We start from the raw sequence: 22,197 nt of genomic DNA on the forward strand, positions 1-22,197 counted from the left end.
GTGGGGGACAGCGTTCCAGACGCCGTGCCGCTGTGATCACCCCCGATCCGCCGGACACCGCGCACCTGACGCCCGCTCCACACCTCCACGCCGTGGCGTGCAGGCAGAGCCGCACGGGCTCGCCTGTCCTACGACGCGTACCCGAGTCCGGGAGGACACCTTGGCCCAGCGCCAGCGTCAACGCGGCAACCGCCGCACCCCTGCGCACGCCCGCCACAAGGACAACGAGGGCATCGTCCCCGTCCTGGCGCGTGCCGTGCGCGAGCTCGAGTCGGCCGTGCAGCGCGGCCCGCTCGCGCCCGGCCAGCGGGTGCGCTTCCAGGTCGTCGCGCTCCTCGTGCGCGAGCACCGCAGCGACGTACGCGCCTCGGCCGAGCTCACCGACGCCCAGAAGGCCGACGAGCTCAAGCGCCTCGACGGGATCGCGACGATCCTTGCCAAGACCGCGACCCGCGACCCCTCCCTCTTCGGGCTGCTCTCGGAGGAGGCCGTCGTCACCGACAGCGCCCGGGACCTGCGCCTGGAGATGCTGCGCAAGGCCGGCGTCGAGGTGGCGCCGGAGGAGCCGAAGCCCGACGACGAGGCCGGCCCCGGGCTCGGCGAGCGCCGTGTCGTGCCGCAGTCGGTCCTCCAGCACCAGCTGGCCAACCCGTTCCTCAAGCCCGACTTCGGCATCGGCCGCGAGCGTCGCTCGGTCCACGGACGGCTGTCCTCCTGGGAGCTGCTCGGCCCGCTGTTCCGCTCCTTCGAGCTCGGCGGCTCGTCCTCGTGCATGGACCTCCCCGAGGCCACCTCGCTGAGCGCTCCCGGCAAGCTCGAGCTGATGCCGCACCAGGCGCGCATGATCGCCGCGGCCGCGGACGGCCACCGCACGTTCCTGCTGGCCGACGAGCCCGGCCTCGGCAAGACCGCGCAGGCGCTCCTCGCCGCGCAGGCCGCGGACGCCTACCCCCTCCTCGTGGTGTGCCCCAACGTCGTCAAGACCAACTGGGCCCGCGAGACCGAGCGCTGGACGCCGCGTCGCCGCGCCACCGTGATCCACGGTGACGGCGGCCAGGTCGACGCCTTCGCCGACGTCATCATCGTCAACTACGAGATCCTCGACCGCCACGTCGGCTGGCTCGGCTCGTTCGGCTTCCGCGGCATGGTCGTCGACGAGGCCCACTTCATCAAGAACAAGACCTCGCAGCGCTCGCGCCACGTGCTCGAGCTCTCCGAGCAGCTCCGGTCGCGCACCGCCCGCCCCCTGCTGATGGCGCTGACCGGCACGCCGCTGATCAACGACATCGAGGACTTCCGCGCGATCTGGCAGTTCCTCGGCTGGGTCGACGACACCAAGCCGCTGGCCCGGCTGATGGAGTCGCTCGAGGAGACCGACCTGACCCCCGCGGACCACGCGTTCTACCCCGCGGCCCGCAAGGCGGTCATCGACATGGGCATCGTGCGGCGTCGCAAGGTCGACGTCGCCGAGGACATCCCGGCCCGCCGCATCGCCGACATCCCGGTCGAGCTCGACGACGAGGACACCCGCTCGATCCGGGCGGCCGAGGAGGACCTCGCCCGGCGGCTGGTCCAGCGCTACAAGGCGGCGCTCGAGACCCGACGTACGGGCTCCGTCGTCGACGGCATCGACCACGAGCTCGTCCGCCGCGTCGCGACGTGGGAGCGCGAGGAGATGGACCAGGGCACCGGCGGGGAGAACGTCTTCTCGATGTTCCGGCGCATCGGCCGCGCCAAGGCCGGCCTCGCCGCCGACTACGCCGCGCAGCTCGCGCGCAACGTCGGCAAGGTGGTCTTCTTCGCCCGCCACGTCGACGTCATGGACATCGCGGAGGAGACCTTCACCCGCCGCGGCCTCAAGCACACCTCGATCCGCGGCGACCAGACCCCCCGCGCGCGCGAGCGGGCCATCGAGGCGTTCGTCAACGACCCCGACGTGCAGGTCATCGTCTGCTCGCTGGCCGCGGCCGGCGTCGGCGTCAACCTGCAGGTGGCCTCCAACGTCGTGCTGTCCGAGCTGTCGTGGACCGACGCCGAGCAGACCCAGGCGATCGACCGCGTGCACCGCATCGGCCAGAGCGACCCCGTCACCGCGTGGCGCATCATCGCCGCGCAGACCATCGACACCCGGATCGCGGAGCTGATCGACTCCAAGGCCGGACTCGCCGCCCGGGCGCTCGACGGCTCGGACGAGGAGGTCGGGTCCTCGGCCAACATCCAGACCGAGGCCCTGGTCGCGCTGCTCACCGACGCCCTGGAGCGCGAGCTCGGCTGACGGGCCGCTCGGCCCTTGTCCGGGCCCGTCTCCTCCGGTAGGCCTGTACTCATGAGTGAGGAACGCGAGACCTACCTCGACATGTCGGTCGATGACGAGGATCAGCTCCAGCCCGGTGACACGCTGGACGACGGTGACCTCGAGGACGTGCTCGACCGGGGCTACTCGCCGCCCGACCGGGCGCCGAAGGGCTACGACGACTACCCCACCGAGGCCGAGCGCCGCCGGGGCGAGTCTCTCGACGAGAAGCTCGCCGAGGAGGAGCCCGACATCGACCCCTACGCCGAGGACGACCGCGACGACGACCGCGAGGACGAGAACGCCCTCGACGAGCAGCTCGGCCTTGACGAGGCCGACCCGCGCACCGGCCGCCTGGTCGCGCCCGACTCCGGGCTGGGGGAGGACGTCGACAAGCAGGAGGTCGCCTACGACGTCGGCATCGACGGTGCCGGCGCCTCCGCCGAGGAGGCGGCCATGCACATCACCCGCGAGCCCGAGCCGTCGGAGGGTGACGACTACTGAGCGGCGACACGGTCAGGTTCCGGCTCTGGCCGCCGGTCGCGATCGGCGTACCCCTCCTGGTCGGGCTCCTCGCCACGTCCCGCTGGGGTGACCCGGTCGCGCTCGGCGGCTGGCGGGTCCCCGCCGGGTGGGCTCTGGTCGCCTTCTTCCTGGTCTGGAACGGGTGGTCGCTGTGGCCCTTCGCGCGTCACCGGACGGGGCTGCTGCCGGGCGGGGCGACGATGGCGCTGATCGAGGCGGGGCCCTACCGGCTCTCGCGCAACCCGTTGTACGTCGGCCTGCTCGCGCTGCACCTCGGGGTCGCACTGCTGGCGTCCAGCTTATGGGCGGTGGTGGCGCTGCCGGTCTCGTGGTGGCTCGTGTGGTGGGGCGCCGTCCGTCCGGAGGAACGGTTCCTCCGCGAGCGCTTCGGTGAGGAGTACGACGCCTACGTCCGCAGGGTGCGTCGCTGGTTGTGAGGTGGTGGTGAGGTGTGCGCGGCGCCTCAAATGACCCGGCTCGGGCATGGCTCCGTCGCGGGGGACGAGCGAAGAATGCACCTGCCAGGGTGCCGTCCGGGCGTCTGGCGCTCGTCGGGCCTGGAAGGAGCACGACCATGAAGCGCATGATCGCGATGTCAGCAACGGCAGCAGCAGGACTGGTGCTGGCGACAGCCGGCGCTGCGAGCGCCGGAGAGGTCAACGGCAACGGGGAGGACATCCCCGCGCCCGGCAACGCCGCGTCGGAGTGCGTGTTCTCCGGACTGGACACCGTCGACTCCGTCGAGCAGAACCCCCCGGGCTTCGACGACGACGCGCTCGCCGTGCGCGGCAACCAGAGCCCCGGTGGCGTCGACCGCTACCACGGTATCCAGAGCTACGGGATGTTCGTGCGGGCCGGGCTCAAGGAGTTCGTCCCTTCGCCGGGACAGGCGTGCAACGGCAGCTGACGCTGCAGCCCCCGGCCCGCCCGGGCCTGACCTGGGCGGCGTCAGCGGTGGGCGACGACGTTCACCACGTTGCCGTGCGGGTTGCTTTCCTGCGTCATCACCTGGAGCTAGGCGGCGGGCTTGTCGGCCGATCCCAGGTTGCCGACCCAGCCCATGATCTAGCACCACCGCTCTTGTCGAGTGGTTCGAACAGGTGTACGATTGGTGTAGCACGCCGACCCGCAAAGGACTCGTCTGAGGCGACGATGTTCCCGGGGTCGGGACAGTCACCCATAGAACCCGTCCTGGTGCTGGCGGGATGCCGTCGAAAGGCGAGCTCACAGGTGGCGACCGTGGCGAACGGGCCGGCACGTCTCACCGCACCACCCCGGGACTGGGTGGGTGTCCGTGAGCGCGTGCGAGGAGGTGGCCTGAGTGCATCCCATCATCGGGTGTGCCGCGGAGGTCCAGGCCGCACTCAAGGCCGCCGCGTCGGTGGAGCCGACGTTCATGACGGTGGGGGAGAAGCAGACGGCGCTGGTGGCGCTGGCTGAGATCCGCTCGCAGCTGGATGCGTTGACCGCGCGGGTGCTGGCCGCCTCCGACGACGTCGGAGAGCAGCATGGCGTGCGCGACGCGGCGGCCTGGGTGGCGATGCAGACGCGAACGACGCAGCGTGAGGCGCGGCGTGACCTGGCGCTGGGCCGGGCCCTCGAGCAACACCCGGCGGTGGCGACGGCGCTGACGTCGGGTGGGCTGCGTGCGGAGCAGGCCCGGATCATCGCGGAGGCGGTCGACGCGCTGCCGGCCCGCGTGGACAGCGAGACCCGCGAGCTCGCGGAGACCACGCTGTTGCAGCTCGCGATCAAGCACGACGCCCGCGACCTGCGCCGGATAGGCAAGCGCATCCTGGACGTGGTCGCACCCGAGGTGGGGGAGTGCCACGAGCAGTCGGTGCTGGAGGCGGAGGAGGCCCGCGCGACCGCGGGCGTCGAGCTCGTGATGAGCGACGACGGCAACGGCCGGAGCCATGGCCGGTTCACGGTGCCGTCCCACGTAGGCGCGATGCTCAAGCGCCACCTGCTGGCCCTCGCGAACCCCGCGCGGCACACCGAGGCCGAGCTGCGGGCCGAGTCCGGCGAGCTCAAGCCCCTACGCCGGCGCCTCGGCGAGGCGCTCATCGAGTACATCGAGCGCTACCCGTCCCACGCCACGCCGCAGACCGCGGGCGTCAACGCCACCGTGGTGGTGACCATGACCCTCGAGCAGCTGCTCGCCGAGCACGCGACCGCGATGCTCGACGACGGCTCACGAATGTCCGCCGGGCAGGCGCGGCGGCTGGCGTGCGAGGCGGGCATCATCCCCGCCGTGCTGGGCTCGGGCGCCCAGCCCCTCGACCTGGGCCGGGCGGCACGACTGTTCACCAAGGCTCAGCGCATCGCGCTCGGCCTCCGCGACGGCGGCTGCACTGCTCGGGGGTGTGAGACGTCGGCGTCTGGCTGCCACGCCCACCACGACGACCCCTGGTCGCGCCGCGGCCTCACTGACCTGGCCAACGGCCGGCTCCTGTGCCCGCGCCACCACCGCCTGGCCCACGACTCCCGCTACGCGATGACCGTCCACGCGGACAACAAGGTGACCTTCGCCAGGCGGACGTAAGCCGATGCGCTGCAGGGTTCTTCTGCTGCCCGAGTGGGGGCGCGACGGGGGCGCTCGTAAGCGACACTTCGCCCAGAATGGGTCACATGCGACTGCGTAGCTCAATCAGCCGGTGCACCCTGCGTACGGCCTCGAGATCACCGGCGCGGAGTAGACGCATGTGTGCAATCCGATGACGCACATGAAGCACCTCCGAGCGAACACGCTGCCACTCGTCGGCGCGCAGACCAAGTACAGGTGCCACGGCACACAAGCGCTCGGCAACCGTGATCAAGTCCGCCAATTGCATCCAATCGAGTGGACTGCGTATGCGATCAACCTCGACGGCTGACGCAATCCCGTCTCGACGCGCAAGTTCAACCAATCCAGCGGCAAACTCGTGCAACCCGTCCGTCTTCCAGGTAGGACCGAACTCTTCCTCCAACCGAACCGCCACCGCGCCGCGAAGCTGACGTTCCAGGGTGAACAGTTCCGATGCTACCCGGATCCAGGAGTCCGGCGCCTTAGTACAGCGGGCGACGGCGTCAGCCAACGAGTCAATCCAAATCTGACGATTTTCGAACGGTAGAATTTGGAGAAGATCACGGTCGCCCATACGAACTAACCCACTACCGATCAAGCTGGCCAGGATTGCTTCGTTCGGGACCTCTTCTGGCGAGATGTGTTCTAGGCAGGATTCGAACACCCACGAATCCATCAAACTGAGGAGGTCGGGGCCGAGCTGATCCCATGCCCGGCTAGCAACTTCTTTCTCTGCAGCCGCGGCAGCCCGACGCTTTTCGTTCGCGCCCCCAGCGAGCGAGTCCACAGCCGCAAATTCCTCTAGAAGCGCGCGCGAACCACCAGCGAACCGGACCACGCGCTCTGCCGTGGCCTCATCTTCAACGAGCGGGAGCACGCATGCCTTCGCGAACTCGTCACTCACAAGGCGTAAGCGCACCGTCTCGGCATCTGCCAACAAGGAGCTCGCGGCCAGAACGGGGAATCGGGATAGCGGATAGTCCGACATGAACCAGATGCTTGCCCCACGGCCACGTGCATCGGACAGTCTCTCGCGAAGTTCGGAGAGTGCGTCCTCGATCAACCGATGGCCGTGCGAGGGGTCACCTGGGCTGACGATCGCGATCTCGGCCGCATTCGCGGTTGCCGCCCAGGCGCGCAGGGCGGGATCCGACAGGTCGAAGTAAGTGGTCTCGGCCGTCGGATCCACGCTCCATAGGGCATCTAGAAAGTCACGCGTTTGATGAACTGCTGCTACGTGGGTGAACGCTAATGAACCACTTCGAGCGAAGAAGCTCGACAACTCTGGGTACCAGTCCTTCGCAGAAGGGCTCACAACACTCGCGCCTGGTGCAGGACTTGGCACAACGATCCGAAACTGAGGTCCCCAGCAGGCGCCTCTGCAACCAAAGCGAGATCTATCAAACGGCCCATCTCGATCGGGTACTCGGCCTCCAAGCTCTCGAGGCTGGCGTCACCTGCTGCCGCAAGTCGCAGCAGGCTTGCTTCGGTCGGGTAGTGGCGTTCGAACGAACCGAACATTTGTGCAAGACGCTCGGCTACGCCGCGGCGCCACCGCTTCTTCACCGCTTCGACATTGTCGCTGCTGACCAACATCGGGAACGTATCCTGCGAGAGAGTGTCAACAACGGTGGCAGCTAGGGTTCGGTGCAAAAAGACATCCCCAAGACAGATCTCATACATGGTGTCGAGTGCGTCCGAGGACCATTGAACGCCCATACGGCGACCTACGTCGGTGGTAAGTCCGTCCACCTCGATTCGAGAGAGCGGCTCGAGATAGTAGGAGCGCGCCCAGTTGAACAGCGGATTCTCCACTCCGAATAACTGGCCCCGGTGAATGATGGCGCTGGTGATTCCTGAGATCACTACATTGAAGTTGGAGTGTTCTTGTACCAGCGATCGAAGCGCTCCTAGCGCTTCGGGAACTTCTGGTCGGGCGTCATGGCGGAGGGTCTCTGCATCACCGACTAGCGACTCAATTTCATCCAGCGCTAAAACGACTTGGATTCCGCGTTTTTGGCAGTCATTGAGACTGATCGCGAGCGCGCGCTTGAGGTCGCCCACCGAGGCTTCTAAGCCAAGGTCGTTTAGGTCTCCCCTCCGAACCTGCTTTGCACGGAATCCCTCAAGGAGACCTTGGCGCAGTTCTTGAACGAGCTCCACCCTCAGGCGCCCGCTCTGCTGGGGCAAACTCTCAAGGTCGCGCAAGACAAAAATGCGCTTGTCGTTACCGCTTACGAAGCGTTGGCCCAGCTCTTTGACGAGGGACGTCTTCCCAGTTTTACGAAGTCCGAAGACGCCGCAGACCTTTCCCTGCCGTAATTCTTCCTGCAGGTTCGTCAACTCCGTGCGCCGACCGAAGAAGTCTGCTCCCGTGACGGGGAGTGTCTCGTCATACAAGTTGCGACTTGCGAGCTTGCGCTGCATCTCCGCGATAAGAGTTCGTGCGATGGCGTCAGGCGTACTCCGGTGGGGTAGGTGAATGCCTAGCGTTGGCTCGCTTTGTGCCCACGCGTGCAACTTCGCCGCGGCATGGGGGTCACTGCTGGCGACCAGGATGAAGTGGTCTTCGCACGAGAAGGTTCGGGGCAGCTCGTCGCGGCGCTTCTTTGCGGACCCCAGGATGGCTGGTTGTAATTCGTGCGTCGGCGAATACATGACCATGACGTCACGAGTGAGTCCGAATCTGCCGGCGAGCGCCTCACCGGTGTTCAGGAGAAGCACCCATGTGCCATCTGCGTACTTACGGATGAAGCGAATCTCAGCGCCGAGCAGCCTGAACGCCTGGCGATGCTCAACCACTGCCGGGATCTTCTCGCGCATCCTGGCAAACTCGTTCGAGAGTTCGCCATCCACAAAGGGTCCCGGGTCGGTCACCTCTTGTATCTATCATCCCTGTCGCCCGATGAGGCGGTTTCAGGACATGTTGGCGGCCAGACTCGCGAGCCGTTCAAGCTTCGAGGACGTCACCTCAGGGCGTCGTCACCTCGGTCGCCTCGACCTCAAAACGCTCTACCGCGGCGGGCCTGCAGCCCTTTCGGCACGTCCACATCCAGCCGCTTGTGCCTGTGCGACGCGATGACTATGCGCTCACTTCGCCCCTTCAGGGTCAGCGTCGAGGTACGCGAGTCTCGGGCCTAACAGCCTGGTCGATGTTTCGAGACGGCTCAGGCCCATACGGGCGTGCCCATTGCTGCCGAACTTCCCAGCGGCGTGAAGCGCTGCGACCAGGGGACCGTTGAAGACCACCTCATGCTGTGTGCCACGCTTCCTCGAGAGCTTCAGCACAATGAGGGCTGCGGTGGCGCGGTTCGACGTCTGACGTATGGCAACGCTGCTCGAACCGTACGTCGCTTTGATCTCGACCTTTCGTCCGTCGCCGGCGACGCGTCATGTCCGGTGGACGACGCCGGGACAAACGTGATGTCGAAAAGGGCCTCAGCGCCCGCCTCGCCGATGGAACCGACGAGGTGGCCGTTCAGCGGAAACTTCCGTCCCGCGTGCATGGCATCAAGTCGTCGACAACTGAGTGAAGTTGCTCAACCAGCAGCGCCGTTTGAACGGACCGCTCTGCGTGGTTAACTCGGCCGCACTGTCCCACGCCCGGTGCTGTCATGGGTTGATGATCCCGGACTCCCGGCGGGGATATGCGACGAGCTTCGGTCAGCGACGGCGGCCGGCCTGGCTCCAACAGGTCAGCCGAGCGAATCGGCCATTGGCGGACCTACCCCGCCCGCCGCGAGGTCGTCGCCGGTTCGGACCTCGGGGACGCCGTCGGGGCGAATGCGGTGACGCTGCCCCGGTGTCGGCCCCAATCGCCGGACTAGGTCGACGGTGGCCTCGGCCATCGCTGGAGGCGGACTGTCCGGCGACTAGACGAGGTGGTTGAATCACCTGACGACGTGCTGGCGGCGATGCCCCGGGCAAGACCGATACGACTGGTCGGCATCCCGCCTCCTAGCGGTGGGCGGTTGTCGATCCGTACTCGGTCACGACCCACGCGTCATCGCCGATGGCGGAGCAGGTTCCGACGACGGCGCCCGGGCGCTCCTTCCGTCTGCTGACTTTCACACCGGCACGGCTTAGGTCGCCTAGTGTGCCGCTCTCGATTGTCTCCGTCGGAGTAGCCGTGGCGCCGGCCACGTACAGCGTGTGGCCGCGGCTCACGATTCGAGCGATATCCGCCTCAGTTGGAAGCGAATCGACTTGCGCCGTGTACGGGGCTGCCGCCACCACGCAATCGGCCGCGGTCAAACGGTTCCAAATGTCTTCGTGGTCGCCGTTCTGGCTTCCGTGGTGGCCCAACTTGACGAAGGTCGCGGGATTCCCGTGTAGAGGGAGCAGAGCGCCGCCCCAGCCGCGGTCCTGTGATCCAATGCGATCATCGTGCTCCAAGTCCCCGCACAGCAATATGGCCCGGTCGCCAACTTGTAGGTGGATGGCGGCGCTAGCTCGGTTGAGTAGCGGTCTCGGGAGGGTTTGCGGCGCGTTCCCCGCGAGGATGGGAGCTACCTGAGCGGTGAACTCGGTGATCGTGTCCTCGCAAGGCGCCATGCCGTATGTGGTCGGCGTGAGCGATCCCCCCTGCAGATTGCGTAGTAGCGACTGGTCCCTTCGACAACGTTCGAGGACCCGTCCACCGGTACCGGGCGGATCGATCAGAGCGAGGAGGGTCCGCAACTCTCGAACGCCTGCGTCGCCGCCTTTCCCGGGGCGGTCGGCCAGTCTGAGATGCGCCAGGAACTCGCGGGCGGCCATAGCTCCGGACAAGACGAGTCGGGCGTCCCGGGCGGTTTCGGCGAAGAGTCGTGATGCTCCCCGGACATGGTCGATGTCGAAGTGGGAGATGACCAAGGCGACGACTCGATCCATCCCGACACCGATCGAATCCAGGTAGTGCAGAGCTGCTGGGACCACCAACCCGTCTCCGTCACGCATATTGAAACTGTCGACGACGATCCATCGGTCTTCTCCGATGTGGACGACGATGGACTCGCCGACGCCTCTCCCGAGGACCGCGACCTGGACTTCGTCTTCGGCTGGCCTTGTCCCTGCCGTCAGGCCGGAGAATGCGCTATCCAAGGCTGGTGTCGCTGTCGTCGACGGTTGCCAGAATCGAGTCTGCCCAGTCGAATGCGGCGTTCACCTCGTCGTCGGACACTGCCAGCGGGGGCATCACCGTGAGCGTCGGGCCTCTGCTCCCATCCAGCCCGGCACCCAGGTCGAGCAATGCCGGTGCGCCGACCTCGAGCTCGTCGAGGACGAACTCGCGTGGGACCGTCAGCATGAGCTCCTCGCCGGTGTCGGGGTCTCTGGCCTCGACCAGAACAACGGCTTCCGAATTCTCGACGATGTACACAACGAGCGTTCCTCCGGCGGAGTCGTCGACGTTAGGGCGGCGCTCGGCGGTCGATTCATCCAGGGCCTGCTCGGTTTGGTCTCCGGCGTCGTCGTCGAGCGCGGGATCCGGCTGTGGTCGCGGCTTACCGGGATATAGGAAGCCGGCCACCTCGTCGCGAATCTGGCTGAGAGCGGTTGTGGCCGCATCCGCTGCCCGTAGCGCTGTAGCGGCATCTCGGAGGAGCAGCACAGTCGAGTTGTCTTCTGTCCTGCCTGAGACGGTGAACGAGGCCTCGGGGTGCGACAGCAGCAGCCTGGGGACCACCAGCCGCGCTTCGTCGGCAGCGGCGTTGAATCCACCTATAGACCGACGCAGCAACGCCGAGACGCGACGCGCGACCTGGCTATTGCGGTCCACAGGGCTGATTCGCCTCTGCCCGTTTACACGCCAGTGATCGCCGGCGATTTCGACGACGGGTCCCCAGTGTTTGATCTCGATGACGAAGATCCGGTTCGAGCCAATGATTAGGAGGTCGACGTCGTCACGTTCGCGGGTCGGGAGCTGGCACCCTGCGATCAGCGTCCAGGCGTCGGGTAGGTCCTGAGACAGCGCTTCGGCCGCTTCTTGTTCGCCAGGCCCCTTGTAGGCGACAACCGCGAGATCAGCCACGAATTCGAACCTCCCGGGATGCGTCTGGGGCACCCGCCCGAGTCGAGGCTTCGTCGGCACGAGTCGCGCTCACGCCGGACCGCTCGGTTGCTTCGTTGGCTTGCCGTGCGACGGATGGAGCGTCACTTTCCGATCCCAACGTTACACCTGGTGAACGTCGAGGGGGTCGTATAAGCCCTCGCGCGCTAGGTGGCGACCTTGCCGGCGACAGGTGGGTAGGCCGGTCCTGCTCCGTTATTGAGCGGACCGTCGCGTTGCCGTCCAACCGGTTGCCACGCTGCGGGCTCCGTCCGGCCATGCCGCAGACAGTGCGCGTAGGAGGCACGTCTTTCCGCCGCGTGCCGGTGTAGCTCGACCTGACCGCTTGGGCCTTGCTGCGAACGACTAGCGCGGTTGATCGAGGCCGGTGACTATCTCCTCACGCGCAAAGCGTGCCGATGAGGAGGTTGCGGGCACAGAGCAGCGCGCTAAGCGCTCGATATCCTGACCGTCCATCTCGAGAAGGGCCGGCACGCAGCCGATGTTCGCCGGTCTCGTGGCGGCAGCACGCCCTTCGTCCGGCGAGACTGGTGGAAAACCGTACTAGTGTCAGCGGGTGGCACGCAGGCTCGCGGATCCGCCGAGTAGCGCACCTCGAACCCTTCTCCCTCGGCTTCGAACCACGCGCCACGACAAGTAGTCGACTCGTAAGGTGGTCAGGGTGACGAAAGTGACCGACTGGGACTCGGAGGTCTTTGCAGCTTTGTTGCCACTGGCGCTGGGTGGCTTCGCCCTTTGGGTAATGCAGGGGGACGGTTGGTGGGCCGCAGTGGTGAAGTGGGTATCCGAGGGCACTCTCATGGTCCCGGCAGTGCTCCTCTGCTTCGCCATGCTGCGGCGGTCCCACCACTTTGAGAGTCAGCGGGCACGTAAGATCTGGAACACAGTTTTGGTAGTAGCGACCGGTGCGGTATTGGTGATCTTCGTTGGGTCAGTGCAACCAGGGCAGAGGGCCCACACGCAGACTGCGTTCGCCGCGTACAACGCCGTTCTTTACGCCGTGGTAGTTGGGTTCTGCGTTACCGTGGCGAAGACCAAGGTCAATGAGGTCGACGCATGACCACGTTGCTGATATCTGCTGGAATCGCTCTATTCGGCGTATTGGGCGCTGTCCTTCTTACGGTCGCTGCGCGCGAGGAGCGTGCAACGCGCGAAGGGGCGGCGGCTCCGACGGTGGGCAGTTCCGAGGCCAGAAACACCCACATCGGCGGCCAGAGAGTCCCAAGCGGCGCTTGGACGATGGAAGACGCCCGCCTGGTCGAGATGGCCGACGCCCTGGGGCGTCAGGTGTCTACCGGCAGCAATGACATCGCCGGCTATCTGACCGGCAAGCGTGTCCTCGTCACCGGAGCGGGCGGGTCGGTCGGTGCGGAGCTGGCACGTCAGATTAATCGTTCCAGCCCGGGAAGCTTGATCTTGCTTGACCGCGACGAGTCTGGCCTGCGCGACGTGCAGCTCTCCATCTACGGCCACGGTCTGCTAGACAGCCCCGACACCGTCCTGGTGGATATCCGCGACCAGGCCGCGCTTGCGCGGGTTTTCGCCGAGCACAAGCCCGAGATCGTGTTCCACGCGGCAGCGCTCACGCATCTGCCGATGCTCGAGCGATTCCCCGACGAGGGTTGGAAGACAAACATCCTGGGCACCTTGAACCTGCTTCGGCTCAGCGCGCGGCACGGCGTGGAGCACTTCGTCAACATCTCAACCGACGAGGCGGCCAACCCGTCCAGCGTGCTCGGCACGACAAAGCGGATCGCGGAGCAGTTGACGGCGTGGCAGGGCGAGCATATCAAATCAAGGCACTACGTCAGCGTCCGCTTCGGTAACGTGCTGGGCTCTCGCGGCTCGGTGCTGAACACCTTCAACGCCCAGATCAAGGCCGGAGGGCCGATCACCGTCACCCACCCCGATGTCACGCGCTACTTCATGACCATCCAGGAGGTCTGCCAGCTAGTCCTGCAGGCGGGAGCGATGGGAGGCTTGGGTGCCGTCATGGTGCTGGACATGGGGGAGCCGGTGAGAATCCTGGACGTCGCCAAGCGAATGATCGCCCTTTCCGGCGCAACCGGGGTCGACATCGTCTTCACCGGTCTCCGTCCGGGCGAAAAGCTCCACGAGACGCACCTCGCCGACGACGAGCACGCAACTAGGACCGACCACCCCAAGATTATGAGCGTCACCGTGCCGCCACTCGACCCTACTGACCTCACCGACCTAGCAGCAGGTCGTCTCTCGCACGGAGTGTCCGGGGCTTAGCCAGAGACGCCACATGCGCTTGCCATCGCCGCCCTGCCAACCTCACGTCGGCTTCCGACGCGGACTACAGGTCGACTGGTGAGACCCGGGAGAGCCGAGATCGCGAGGTGGTGGTGCGACGCGCAGCGGCAACATAGGTGCCGTCCGCGGACACCGCGCGCGGCAGTCGGCACGCGACAGCCGGGTTACGACGATCGCCCCAAACGTGAAGTCGCTGTGTGCGACCAGACCCATCCGGTCTGCTCGCAGATTAAATTGCCGGCGGGTGCACTGGGCAGCGCTGTGTGCTCTGATCGCCCATCTTGGACCTTTTTACGTAGGACTGAGTCCTCACTAGGCCAAGTTGCGACATGCAGCTCAAGCGCTGGCGCATGCGCATCTTTCCGCCGCGATTGCATAGCCGTTTCATCGCAGGCTCGTTGATGCCGGACACATCGGCGACACTTGCGACATCACCTTGCTGCGCTTTGGAGCCAATCGAAGATCAGACGTCGACCGCTTTCGTCTAGGAGGAGCGCACGCTTGCGCAGCGCTGCTGCGATTGTGGCGACGTGTACTGCCTGCCGTTCAAGGTCCCTTCCGCTGCGGATGCCGTGCTCATAGAGAACCTCAATGACCTCGTACTTCAACTTGGCGGTTCCGCTAGGGGCATGTACCAGGATTTCGGCCAGCCCGCGCAGTCTCCTGACAAGGACGTAGGTCCTGACGTCGCCAATTGTCGCCAACTGCGATATCGAGAGAGCCACGAGGCTTCGCGGCGTTGTGAGTCCCGCCGCGCGCAGACGGTAGGCGTGGGGCTTGAACGGATCGACATCGAGCATGTCCGAACGCGGTGTGCCTGGGTAGCGGGTAAGGAACTCCGTGCTCTTTGCGAGGTCGATCAGGAATGGATCGCTGGATACTTCGTCGCGGCCACCAGTACCCGCCATCACGGGCGCAAGCCGATTGATTGCTTCCTTCGTATCGCCTTGTTCGGCGTACAGACAGGCGAGGTCGTAGTCCAGGGTCGTCGACCCGAGTGCTGAAGTGACGACAGCATCCGGGACGTAGCCGTACGCGATGCCGTGCAGCACCTTGGCGACTGGTCGCAGTGACCGACCGAATGGGTCCTCTACGGAGAGTTCGGCCACCTCAGCGAGCAGCAAACCGGCTAGTTCCTTCCCGCAACGCCGCGCCTGGTCCTTCTGCTCACCCGCCAGCTGGTGCCGGCGGTTCAACGTCACCGCGGTAGCCGTGTGCAGGAGCCGGACGCGGATGGGTCGGCACTTTGTGCCAGCATTCTTCGGCTCGACGACCCGGGCGTAGAGCCATGCCACATACCGCTCTAGTACCGCGTCATCGGCGCTTGATCGATCGAGCTCGTGGCGGAACGCGATTTGCGCAGCTAGATTCTCCGGGTCCACGTCGATGGCGTGTGAAAGGAGGTCGATTTTTTGGTCTTTCTTGAAGTCGCCGGTTGTCGCCGCGTACTGCCACCCGACGCTGCGCCAGTCCTGGGCGCCCACAAGACCGTCGAATCCAGATCCGTACCCGTCGCTTAATCTAAGTAGCACGAACGCTGCGGCCATGTCGACGGTGTCGACTGACGGTCCCGCGCTACCGAGCGGGCACTTCTCAAGGACTGCGGAACCGACGTTCCTCCCGTTGCGAGTCATCACCGCGTGCGCTTCTCCGCTTTGGCGTAGGTCGACAACGACTCTCCATGGGGTAACCCCCAGGAGCACCTGCATGGCCGTGAGTGCGGCGGCGAGCCAGCCGTTCTTAACGTCCGTGATGGCTTTGCCATTTAGAACGTCCACATCTGTGCCGCGGGGCACTTCAAGTCCCGCCGGTGGATCGCCACCGAGTTCGCGCAGCATCGCGATGAGCTGGGTTGCCGCGCCTTCATCTTCCTTGCCCGCTGCATCGCGTACTTGGACCGTCAAGCGCATGCGGCTGCCCAGCACGATCGCCCACGAGACAGCGCTCGCGGCGTAGATCGCAATCGTCCAACCCACCAGCCACGGCTTGGCGGAGTCCAACCACCATGGTGACGCCAAAGCAACTATTGCGGTGACCGCACCCGCTACCGACAACATCGTGAGCGCCTTCAGTGTGAAGCGGGGCCACGTCCCCGACCAGAGAAGCAGTAGTAGGCGAGCAGCGACGGCGATGCCAAGGACGACGGCGAGTCCTGCGAGCAGCAAGGTCGATAGGGGGTCGACGACTGACTTCTTGAACTTCTTCCATTCCGACTCGTCAGCGTCGACCCGTGTAAACGCGTTGCTGTCAACTGCTTGCTCGGCCGCCTTCGGGATATGCGTGTCGGCACGGTCACGGATGCCTTGGGCCTCAACGTTGTCAGCATCGATCGCCAGCACTGCGTTCGCGGCTGTGAGCGCCGCACGCCACCCCTCGACGAGCGCCGCCTCGTCGGCGCCGTCCAGATCTTTGGCGTCCGTCTCCGCCTTCGTTGCGGCTGGCACGAGAGTGGCTGCCTCCGCTACCTTTTCGGCAGCGGCGGACTCTTCGGGTCCACAGATCGCTGGCAAGGCCGCGTCGTCTCGCGCGGCCGCGATAAGGGCGAGTGCTTTCTGCGGGTGATGCGCATCCGTCAGGTCCTCAGCAACCGGGCATACAGGAGAGTCCGAGGCAGCGACCGCTGGCGGAGCCGGGAAAGCGAGCACGAATACACCGGCGGCGAGCACAAGCAGAGGTGTACCAAGACGCTTGGAGTTGACCATCGAAAGGCCCCCGAAATCTCCCAATTCACCACCGAGGGACCCAGCAAAGTTGGACCGTTGACGAGAGCGGCGTACAACGCACAGATGTACCGCATTCAGGGGCTACACCCACCTCTGGGGGCGTCGATGGACATCACCGCCGGCTGAGCGCGCTCCAGACCCTCGCGAGCCGCTCGGGAAGAGCTCGACGTCGCGCACGGCGGGTGCCCTAGCGAAACGACGACGTAGGTTCGTGTGTTGGCTCACGACATTCCTGTGGCCGCGTGGCGTTTCCACATGGCGCGCCGCCACCGACGGCGCTGCCAGCCCGAGCCCGGGTAGCGTGCTTGGCCGCGTCATATCGCCGCGATGCCTGTCCGACTGAGTCTTAGGCAACGGCGCGGACCTAGCCTCGGGCAAGTGCCTCGTCCTCATTCGGCGGACCAGGTCGGGGCTTGCCCGACTCCGCCAGGGTGACACCGATGAACACGATCCTGCCGTTCCAGCCCGATGCGATGACGCCAGCCCAGCTCGCGGCCGTCTCCTATCTCGCCCGCTACTCCGGGCACACCCACACGTTGTACGCCTCCCAACTGCGGCGCTGGTTCGTCTGGTGCGAAAGCAACGCCCTCGACCCGCTCGTCGGGATCCGGCGAGCCCACATCGAGCTCTACATCCGACACCTCGCACAAGCCGGCCTGATCGCGTCCTCTGTCATCACCTCGATGCACGCCGTCCGCGGCTACTTCAAGTACGCCCACATCGACGGACTCATCGTGTCCGACCCGGCTGTCTACGCACGCCTGCCAAGAGTGCACCGCGACGAATCCCGCACCCAAGGACTGGACCGGCTCGAGCTCATCCGCTTCCTCCAAGTCTCCCAAACGCTCACCGTCCACCACGGAGCGCTGGCATTCCTGCTCGGCATCAACGCCCTACGAGCATCCGAGGCAGCCGCGGTCCGGATCGAGGACTACGCCGAAACACTTCGCGGGCATCGAGTGCTGCACCTCGTCGGGAAGGGCGACAAGCCCGCCACCATGCCCATCACCGTGCCCGTGCTGCGCGTCCTCGAAGCCTGCCGCGGCAGCCGGACCGAGGGCCGACTCATCCTGCGCCCCGTGTCGGGCAACCCCATCGACCGCCGAGACGCCTACCGAATGGTCGCCCGCATCGCGAAAGCGGCGGCCATCCCACGTCACATCAGCCCACACTCGCTACGCCACGCCGCGATCACCAACGCTCTCGACGCCGGCGTGCCACTGCGCGACGCGCAGATCCTCGCCCGCCACGCCGACCCGCGTACCACCGAGCACTACGACCGTGCCCGCGGAAACCTAGACCGTCACGGCGTCCACTTCCTCACCGCCTACGTCGCCGGGGTTTAGATGGGGGACATCGGTGGCAATGGAGGGCATGCCAACGTCCACTAAGACGCACACCCCAGCGTCGTGTTGTGCGTCTGTGACGGTACCGCCACGCGATCAGCTCGTCGCGTCTTGGATCGCCTGTTCGAAGTGCTCCGTAGTGCCCAGCACGAACAACAGGCCGTCGATCAGGCCGTCAACTACTTCGCGAGAGGACTCCTCCAGTTGTCCGTTCGAGACATGGAGTGTCTTGCCTCAGCCTGTCCCATTCCGCCGCATCGGTGAAACTACGACCCGCGTCGCGCGCGTGCAAGGACGAGGCGACTCGGTTTGGCACTTGACGAAGCACCTCAGGCGTTAGAACCGAGGGACAGTGTGGCCCAGTCGCTCTTCAACTGCTCTCTCGATGGCTGTGCCCAGAGCGGCGTGGGTCCGCCTTACCCAATCCGTCGCAGCCTTCGCGTCGGCGTCGTCCTCCCCGAGGAAGTCGAGCAACCGCGGGTTGTCGTACTCGCGCTGGTAGTGGAACACCTGGTTGCGGAAGCGCCGCAGACGGTCAGCGTGGTTGTCGGCCAATAGTGCATCGACGTCGGGGTCGGCGAGTTTCGCTTGTCGCCACCCTTCGATGACGACGTAGAGCGTGGCGTACCAGAGGCTCATTGAGATCTGGTCGTCCATGAAGGTGACGGGATCGATTGCTTCCGATGACTGCGCGCGCCTGACCCTGCGCATGAACACGTCACGAAGGAAGCTTGCGTTGAGGAAATAGCCATGTAGCGCCAGCAGTTCAAGAACCTGTTCGCCGTCAGCGCCTTTGGAACTAGCCACTTAGAGATCGTAGGGGTACGCGCCGCCCCTGACGCCCGGCGTTGTCGCTGCGAGGTGCGTCCTTCGGCTGCGGTCCCCCGAGCGTCAGCCAAGCCGCCCTGTGTGCCTGCTTGACAGGCCAGGACTGAGTAACGGCCACGCCCTCAAGTCACCGCCTGTCCGCGCGATCTGGCCCGACTCGCGCTGGGCCTCTGGCGGGGACTTGCTGCGGCGGAGAGAATCGCTAGGTGCGGACTCTCTTCGTGGGCCTCTCGGGTCCGATCGGGTATGACTATCAACGGCCGCGCGGACGGCGGGAGCATCTACCCAACCCAGTCTTGGAGGACGTGAACGGGCTGCTGCTTTGTTACGACCGCCTGCTGTTTCTGAGTCGCGCCACGTGTCCGTCAGATATGCGCAAGTTGGAGTATGTGGAGTTCCTCGAAGACGACGATCAACTGATGAAGACGGCATCCGTGGCGGTCGAACAGTTCGTTGAACTGTCAGAGCAGGCCCAATACGGCGACTTCCGCTGGGATGGCTGGCAGCAAGCGCTCTTCAGCATCACAGGAGGCGATCCTGCGTGCACCATCGACAACCACTCGAGACCGCTACAGGCTCTGCCGCCGGGCCTACCGATCACCGGAAATGCCGCAGATGTGCGGACAGCTTTCGCTGATATAGGTATCGCGGCGTCACTGCAACGCGAGGGAGTAGACGTGCTGACAAACAGTCTCGCTGTTCAGTCTCTGGGCGGAGCCCTCGAAGAGCTAGCGCCACCACCACGCTCAACCTTCACCGAGCAGCACATCGATGTGGCCCACGAGCTCGGGTCGATCCGTGTCCCCAACCGATGGAATCGTCGCGGTAGCTATCACCGAAGCATCGAGGAACTTCGTGGCCATCCCGAAGTTGAGTCGTTCCGCCGGTTCTTGTCGCAGGAGATAGACGACAGCGGAGAAGAGGCGAGCGAACGTGCGCGATCGATCACGCGCCTCGCTGATGAGTACGCAAGGAAGGCACTACGCGACTTGCCTGCGAAGGCGAGCCTCCGGGAGACCGTCGGCCGAGCTGGGATCCCGCTGCTCAATCTTGCTCTACCGCACGCTGGGACAGTGACCGGGGGGTTACTCAAGGTGTTTGACTGGAAAAAGCATCGCGATGAAGTCGACCGGACTGGCTGGGCGCGATTCGTAATCGACGTGAACCACCCAAGCGACGAGTAGGAACCCGCGTCTATCCGCCGCCTTTCGAATGTCCGGATCTGTAGCACCCGAATCACTCGAAGCGTCGCCTGGAGCTTCGCGGTGTTCCGTCAGTCGGCGGTCGTCCGTTCGCGCAACCAGTGGTCGCCACCGATCTCCTCATCTTCGAGGTAGGTCTTCGTGGCGAGTGGGTTCAAGGGCTCGTTCGGGGAATGTTTGCGCCGCGCCAGCCTGTCGCGCATTCGCCGCCAGCGGATCCGTGCCGGCGCCAGCCTGGTGCCGGCCAGCCACACCCGGTACGCCGGATCCTTCAAGATCTTGTCCTCAGCCGCGCGTCTTGTCGACGGTGAGATGATCCGGTTGTCCTCAGGTTCGGGATACACCTCCCCGTTCGCGAGTGCCGCCTCGGTGAGGTCTGCGCGATAGGCCGGATCCATGTTCCAGCGTCGAATCGCGTCGGTGACGTCGACGGAGAGGTCAATCCGAGGTTCACGCGGCCGGCCGGACTCGTCGGGCTCCTCGTAGTCTCTGTCCCACTCCATGTAGCGACTAATGAGCAGAAGCAGCCCGATGGCACCTCTTCCCATTACGTCGGCGAAATGAGTGAAGTCCCTGAACCTCACAAGGACGGGGTCGCCAACGGCCAAGAGGTGAACGAACTCTCTGGTGGCCGCGTCCCGGCGGCCCCGAATGGACTCGTTGCGATCCGACCGCCAAAGGGCGATGGCTAACGAAGCTGGCACGAGCGAGGCGAGGACTGTGACAACTAGATTGAGCCAGTCGAACCAGTCCGGATGCATGAACGCGAGGTTATCGGTCGACCCGATTCGCAACTGCTCTTTCGACCCCTGATCCGCGGGTTCAACGTGCCGCGCCGTCGGGGCGCTAGCCCGCACCCATCACCGCATCCTTCCGCCGCCTGTTGGCGCCGATTCGAGGGTGCCGCGGATGGCGTCCACTCAGTGCTGCCTGGCGTCAAGCCATGCGTCGAAACTCGGAAGCCTGGGCTGAAAAAACGGAAGTCGCGAACGCGCGGCCCACGCATCGATCCACTTCAGGCAGTCCAGCAAGTAGCGACGCGCGGTTTCGTTCCATTGCTCGTCGTGTTGGCTCAGTTCGTGCCCGACCATTCGGTCGTCGAGGCTCGCTAGCGCAACACCGCCGAGAGCTTCGCCAAGTGCCATCCGGACGGAGCGGCTCATGTGCTGTGCCGACTCTGGTAGGCGCGCCCGATATTGGTCGAATGTCGTCTCCCACTGCATGAGGTGAGCTGAGACCTGCTCGGGCAAGATCGTCCCATCGGCGGCACCGTCCAACGTGGACAACGCCGCAAGCAGGGCCTCGCGGAGAATCGATAGGACGGTCTCTTCGGTCGGGTGTGTGTTCACGGCTTCTTCCACTCGCGCGGGCTGGTTCCTCGACCCTAACGACGCCGAGCGACACCCGGGAGTTGGCTCCGTCCCGCGTCCTTTCGCCGCCTGCCGGGGACGTCCGGTCTGCCTGCGGGCGACTCTGAGCCGTACTGTGAAGGCGTGGGTGAGCAGCGTCCAAACCTCCGCGGCATGACGGTGAACGAAGCCCTCGTAACAGCGGACCTAATCGAGCAGTGGGATGCCGCGATCGAAGCGGGCGATCGAAATGCGGCGATCGAGGTCTTGAGGGCGGTCTTCAGCGATAGCAGCGCTGCCGCCACCGTGGATGCGGTCCTGGCCGAGCCGCAGAAATACGGATACCTCCGCGGAGTTTGAATCGCCGTACCTGCCCGCAATGGGTGCGTCGTTTCGCCCCTGGGCACGTCCTTCCGCCGTGTGGATGGGCCAGCACCCCCGCCGGCGCGTTGGATCACGAGTTGCTCGCCTGCCCTCCGTAGATGGAGCGGATTCGCTCAGACAGCAGCCGCTGAGCCTCTTCGAGCAGCTCAACTGCGGCTAGAAGTTCCCTCTCGGCCTGGGTCTCTGGTCGGCTTGTCGCCCCGAGCCGAGCAACAGCCGAGGTGAACTCGCTGACCTTAGTCCTAGCAGCCTCGTCCATGACGAGCCCCACGAGCGACTGGACGCGTCCGTTCGTGTCAAAAAGGGCCGCGTTGACGTCCTCTGGAAGTTGCGTACTCGGCATGGTCGCACTTCCGTTCTCTCGTGCTGCCATGAGGTCGAAATGATGAGCCCTGCCCGCCGCGCGCCCCAGGTCGGCTAGCGCGGCTTTGAGGTCCGTCAAGGTCTGCAGCTCAAACGCGCGCCGCTCTGCGGCGTGCGCCACGCTCAGCGCATCCTCGCGGTCTTCCTTGGCGATGCGGCGATCACGGCTGCCCCGTGCGGCTTCGGTCACCAACGTGCCGACGTAACCGATGACGAGCGTGACGACGGGCAGGACTGCGTTCCACCACTCCATTGCTGGGCTCTCTTCCATAGCGGGTGGGCAGCGCAGTCG

Annotated in this window: 19 protein-coding genes; 10 read left to right on the forward strand and 9 right to left on the reverse strand. The window is 65.5% G+C overall.

What is annotated here, in order from left to right:
* The first annotated feature begins 160 nt into the window (after positions 1-160).
* From HOO61_RS10620 to HOO61_RS10640, 5 genes are all read left to right on the forward strand, one after another.
* Positions 161-2,275: a DEAD/DEAH box helicase gene (locus tag HOO61_RS10620; RefSeq protein WP_172258644.1), complete on the forward strand. Its 2,115-nt coding sequence runs from the start codon at positions 161-163 to the stop codon at positions 2,273-2,275.
* Positions 2,276-2,326: 51 nt separating this feature from the next.
* Positions 2,327-2,797, forward strand: a complete 471-nt coding sequence (locus HOO61_RS10625; RefSeq protein ID WP_172258645.1) for a DUF5709 domain-containing protein — start codon at positions 2,327-2,329, stop codon at positions 2,795-2,797.
* A 56-nt stretch (positions 2,798-2,853) separates the two neighbouring features.
* A complete protein-coding gene (locus HOO61_RS24090) occupies positions 2,854-3,255 on the forward strand; it encodes an isoprenylcysteine carboxylmethyltransferase family protein (RefSeq protein ID WP_301539035.1) in 402 nt (133 codons plus the stop codon).
* Positions 3,256-3,392: 137 nt separating this feature from the next.
* Entirely contained in the window at positions 3,393-3,725 is a 333-nt protein-coding gene (locus HOO61_RS10635; protein ID WP_253942246.1) for a hypothetical protein, read from the forward strand.
* 414 nt (positions 3,726-4,139) lie between these two features.
* Positions 4,140-5,363, forward strand: coding sequence for an HNH endonuclease signature motif containing protein (locus tag HOO61_RS10640; protein ID WP_172258646.1), 1,224 nt, complete (start codon positions 4,140-4,142; stop codon positions 5,361-5,363).
* Between the two features lie 82 nt (positions 5,364-5,445).
* On the opposite strand, the gene HOO61_RS10645 is transcribed toward HOO61_RS10640, so the two are convergent.
* From HOO61_RS10645 to HOO61_RS10660, 4 genes are all read right to left on the reverse strand, one after another.
* Positions 5,446-6,573, reverse strand: coding sequence for a hypothetical protein (locus tag HOO61_RS10645; RefSeq protein WP_172258647.1), 1,128 nt, complete (start codon positions 6,571-6,573; stop codon positions 5,446-5,448).
* Between the two features lie 122 nt (positions 6,574-6,695).
* Positions 6,696-8,261: an AAA family ATPase gene (locus HOO61_RS10650; RefSeq protein ID WP_172258648.1), complete on the reverse strand. Its 1,566-nt coding sequence runs from the start codon at positions 8,259-8,261 to the stop codon at positions 6,696-6,698.
* A gap of 1,080 nt (positions 8,262-9,341) precedes the next feature.
* Positions 9,342-10,466 carry an MBL fold metallo-hydrolase gene (locus HOO61_RS10655; RefSeq protein WP_172258649.1) on the reverse strand — a complete coding sequence of 375 codons (1,125 nt, stop codon included), beginning with the start codon at positions 10,464-10,466 and terminating at the stop codon, positions 9,342-9,344.
* On the reverse strand, positions 10,459-11,394 hold the full coding sequence (locus HOO61_RS10660; protein ID WP_172258650.1) for a nuclease-related domain-containing protein: 936 nt from the start codon (positions 11,392-11,394) through the stop codon (positions 10,459-10,461). The genes HOO61_RS10655 and HOO61_RS10660 overlap by 8 nt, the downstream gene beginning before the upstream one ends.
* A 700-nt stretch (positions 11,395-12,094) precedes the next feature.
* Between HOO61_RS10660 and HOO61_RS10665 the strand changes: the two genes are divergently transcribed.
* Entirely contained in the window at positions 12,095-12,493 is a 399-nt protein-coding gene (locus HOO61_RS10665; protein WP_172258651.1) for a hypothetical protein, read from the forward strand.
* Positions 12,490-13,689, forward strand: a complete 1,200-nt coding sequence (locus HOO61_RS10670; protein ID WP_172258652.1) for a polysaccharide biosynthesis protein — start codon at positions 12,490-12,492, stop codon at positions 13,687-13,689. The genes HOO61_RS10665 and HOO61_RS10670 overlap by 4 nt, the downstream gene beginning before the upstream one ends.
* Positions 13,690-14,141: 452 nt before the next feature.
* On the opposite strand, the gene HOO61_RS10675 is transcribed toward HOO61_RS10670, so the two are convergent.
* The gene (locus tag HOO61_RS10675) at positions 14,142-16,412 is read right to left on the reverse strand and encodes a hypothetical protein (RefSeq protein WP_172258653.1); all 2,271 of its coding nucleotides are present in this window, start codon (positions 16,410-16,412) and stop codon (positions 14,142-14,144) included.
* A gap of 461 nt (positions 16,413-16,873) precedes the next feature.
* On the opposite strand from HOO61_RS10675, the gene HOO61_RS10680 reads away from it, so the two are divergent.
* Entirely contained in the window at positions 16,874-17,779 is a 906-nt protein-coding gene (locus HOO61_RS10680) for a tyrosine-type recombinase/integrase (RefSeq protein WP_172258654.1), read from the forward strand.
* A 336-nt stretch (positions 17,780-18,115) separates the two neighbouring features.
* Here HOO61_RS10680 and HOO61_RS10685 read toward each other — a convergent pair whose 3' ends face one another.
* Complete coding sequence (locus HOO61_RS10685) at positions 18,116-18,586, reverse strand: hypothetical protein (RefSeq protein WP_172258655.1); 471 nt, start codon at positions 18,584-18,586, stop codon at positions 18,116-18,118.
* Positions 18,587-18,912: 326 nt separating this feature from the next.
* Between HOO61_RS10685 and HOO61_RS10690 the strand changes: the two genes are divergently transcribed.
* On the forward strand, positions 18,913-19,791 hold the full coding sequence (locus tag HOO61_RS10690) for a hypothetical protein (RefSeq protein WP_172258656.1): 879 nt from the start codon (positions 18,913-18,915) through the stop codon (positions 19,789-19,791).
* Positions 19,792-19,880: 89 nt separating this feature from the next.
* Here HOO61_RS10690 and HOO61_RS10695 read toward each other — a convergent pair whose 3' ends face one another.
* Positions 19,881-20,570, reverse strand: a complete 690-nt coding sequence (locus tag HOO61_RS10695) for a hypothetical protein (protein WP_172258657.1) — start codon at positions 20,568-20,570, stop codon at positions 19,881-19,883.
* 159 nt (positions 20,571-20,729) lie between these two features.
* Positions 20,730-21,170, reverse strand: coding sequence for a hypothetical protein (locus HOO61_RS10700; RefSeq protein WP_172258658.1), 441 nt, complete (start codon positions 21,168-21,170; stop codon positions 20,730-20,732).
* A 132-nt stretch (positions 21,171-21,302) separates the two neighbouring features.
* Here HOO61_RS10700 and HOO61_RS10705 point away from each other — a divergent pair, with 132 nt between their 5' ends.
* The gene (locus HOO61_RS10705) at positions 21,303-21,518 is read left to right on the forward strand and encodes a hypothetical protein (RefSeq protein WP_216658783.1); all 216 of its coding nucleotides are present in this window, start codon (positions 21,303-21,305) and stop codon (positions 21,516-21,518) included.
* Positions 21,519-21,612: 94 nt separating this feature from the next.
* On the opposite strand, the gene HOO61_RS10710 is transcribed toward HOO61_RS10705, so the two are convergent.
* The gene (locus HOO61_RS10710; RefSeq protein ID WP_172258659.1) at positions 21,613-22,158 is read right to left on the reverse strand and encodes a hypothetical protein; all 546 of its coding nucleotides are present in this window, start codon (positions 22,156-22,158) and stop codon (positions 21,613-21,615) included.
* Positions 22,159-22,197 lie beyond the last annotated feature (39 nt).

It is taken from the genome of Nocardioides sp. zg-1230, assembly GCF_013155335.1.
Classification (GTDB): Bacteria; Actinomycetota; Actinomycetes; order Propionibacteriales; family Nocardioidaceae; genus Nocardioides.

Bases quoted from the DNA above. Each gene is read 5' to 3' on its own strand.
- HOO61_RS10670 (WP_172258652.1), top strand. From the start codon at position 12,490: ATGACCACGTTGCTGATATCTGCTGGAATCGCTCTATTCGGCGTATTG.
- HOO61_RS10675 (WP_172258653.1), bottom strand. From the start codon at position 16,412: ATGGTCAACTCCAAGCGTCTTGGTACACCTCTGCTTGTGCTCGCCGCC.
- HOO61_RS10625 (WP_172258645.1), top strand. From the start codon at position 2,327: ATGAGTGAGGAACGCGAGACCTACCTCGACATGTCGGTCGATGACGAG.
- HOO61_RS10710 (WP_172258659.1), bottom strand. From the start codon at position 22,158: ATGGAGTGGTGGAACGCAGTCCTGCCCGTCGTCACGCTCGTCATCGGT.
- HOO61_RS10680 (WP_172258654.1), top strand. From the start codon at position 16,874: ATGAACACGATCCTGCCGTTCCAGCCCGATGCGATGACGCCAGCCCAG.
- HOO61_RS10695 (WP_172258657.1), bottom strand. From the start codon at position 20,570: ATGCATCCGGACTGGTTCGACTGGCTCAATCTAGTTGTCACAGTCCTC.
- HOO61_RS10635 (WP_253942246.1), top strand. From the start codon at position 3,393: ATGAAGCGCATGATCGCGATGTCAGCAACGGCAGCAGCAGGACTGGTG.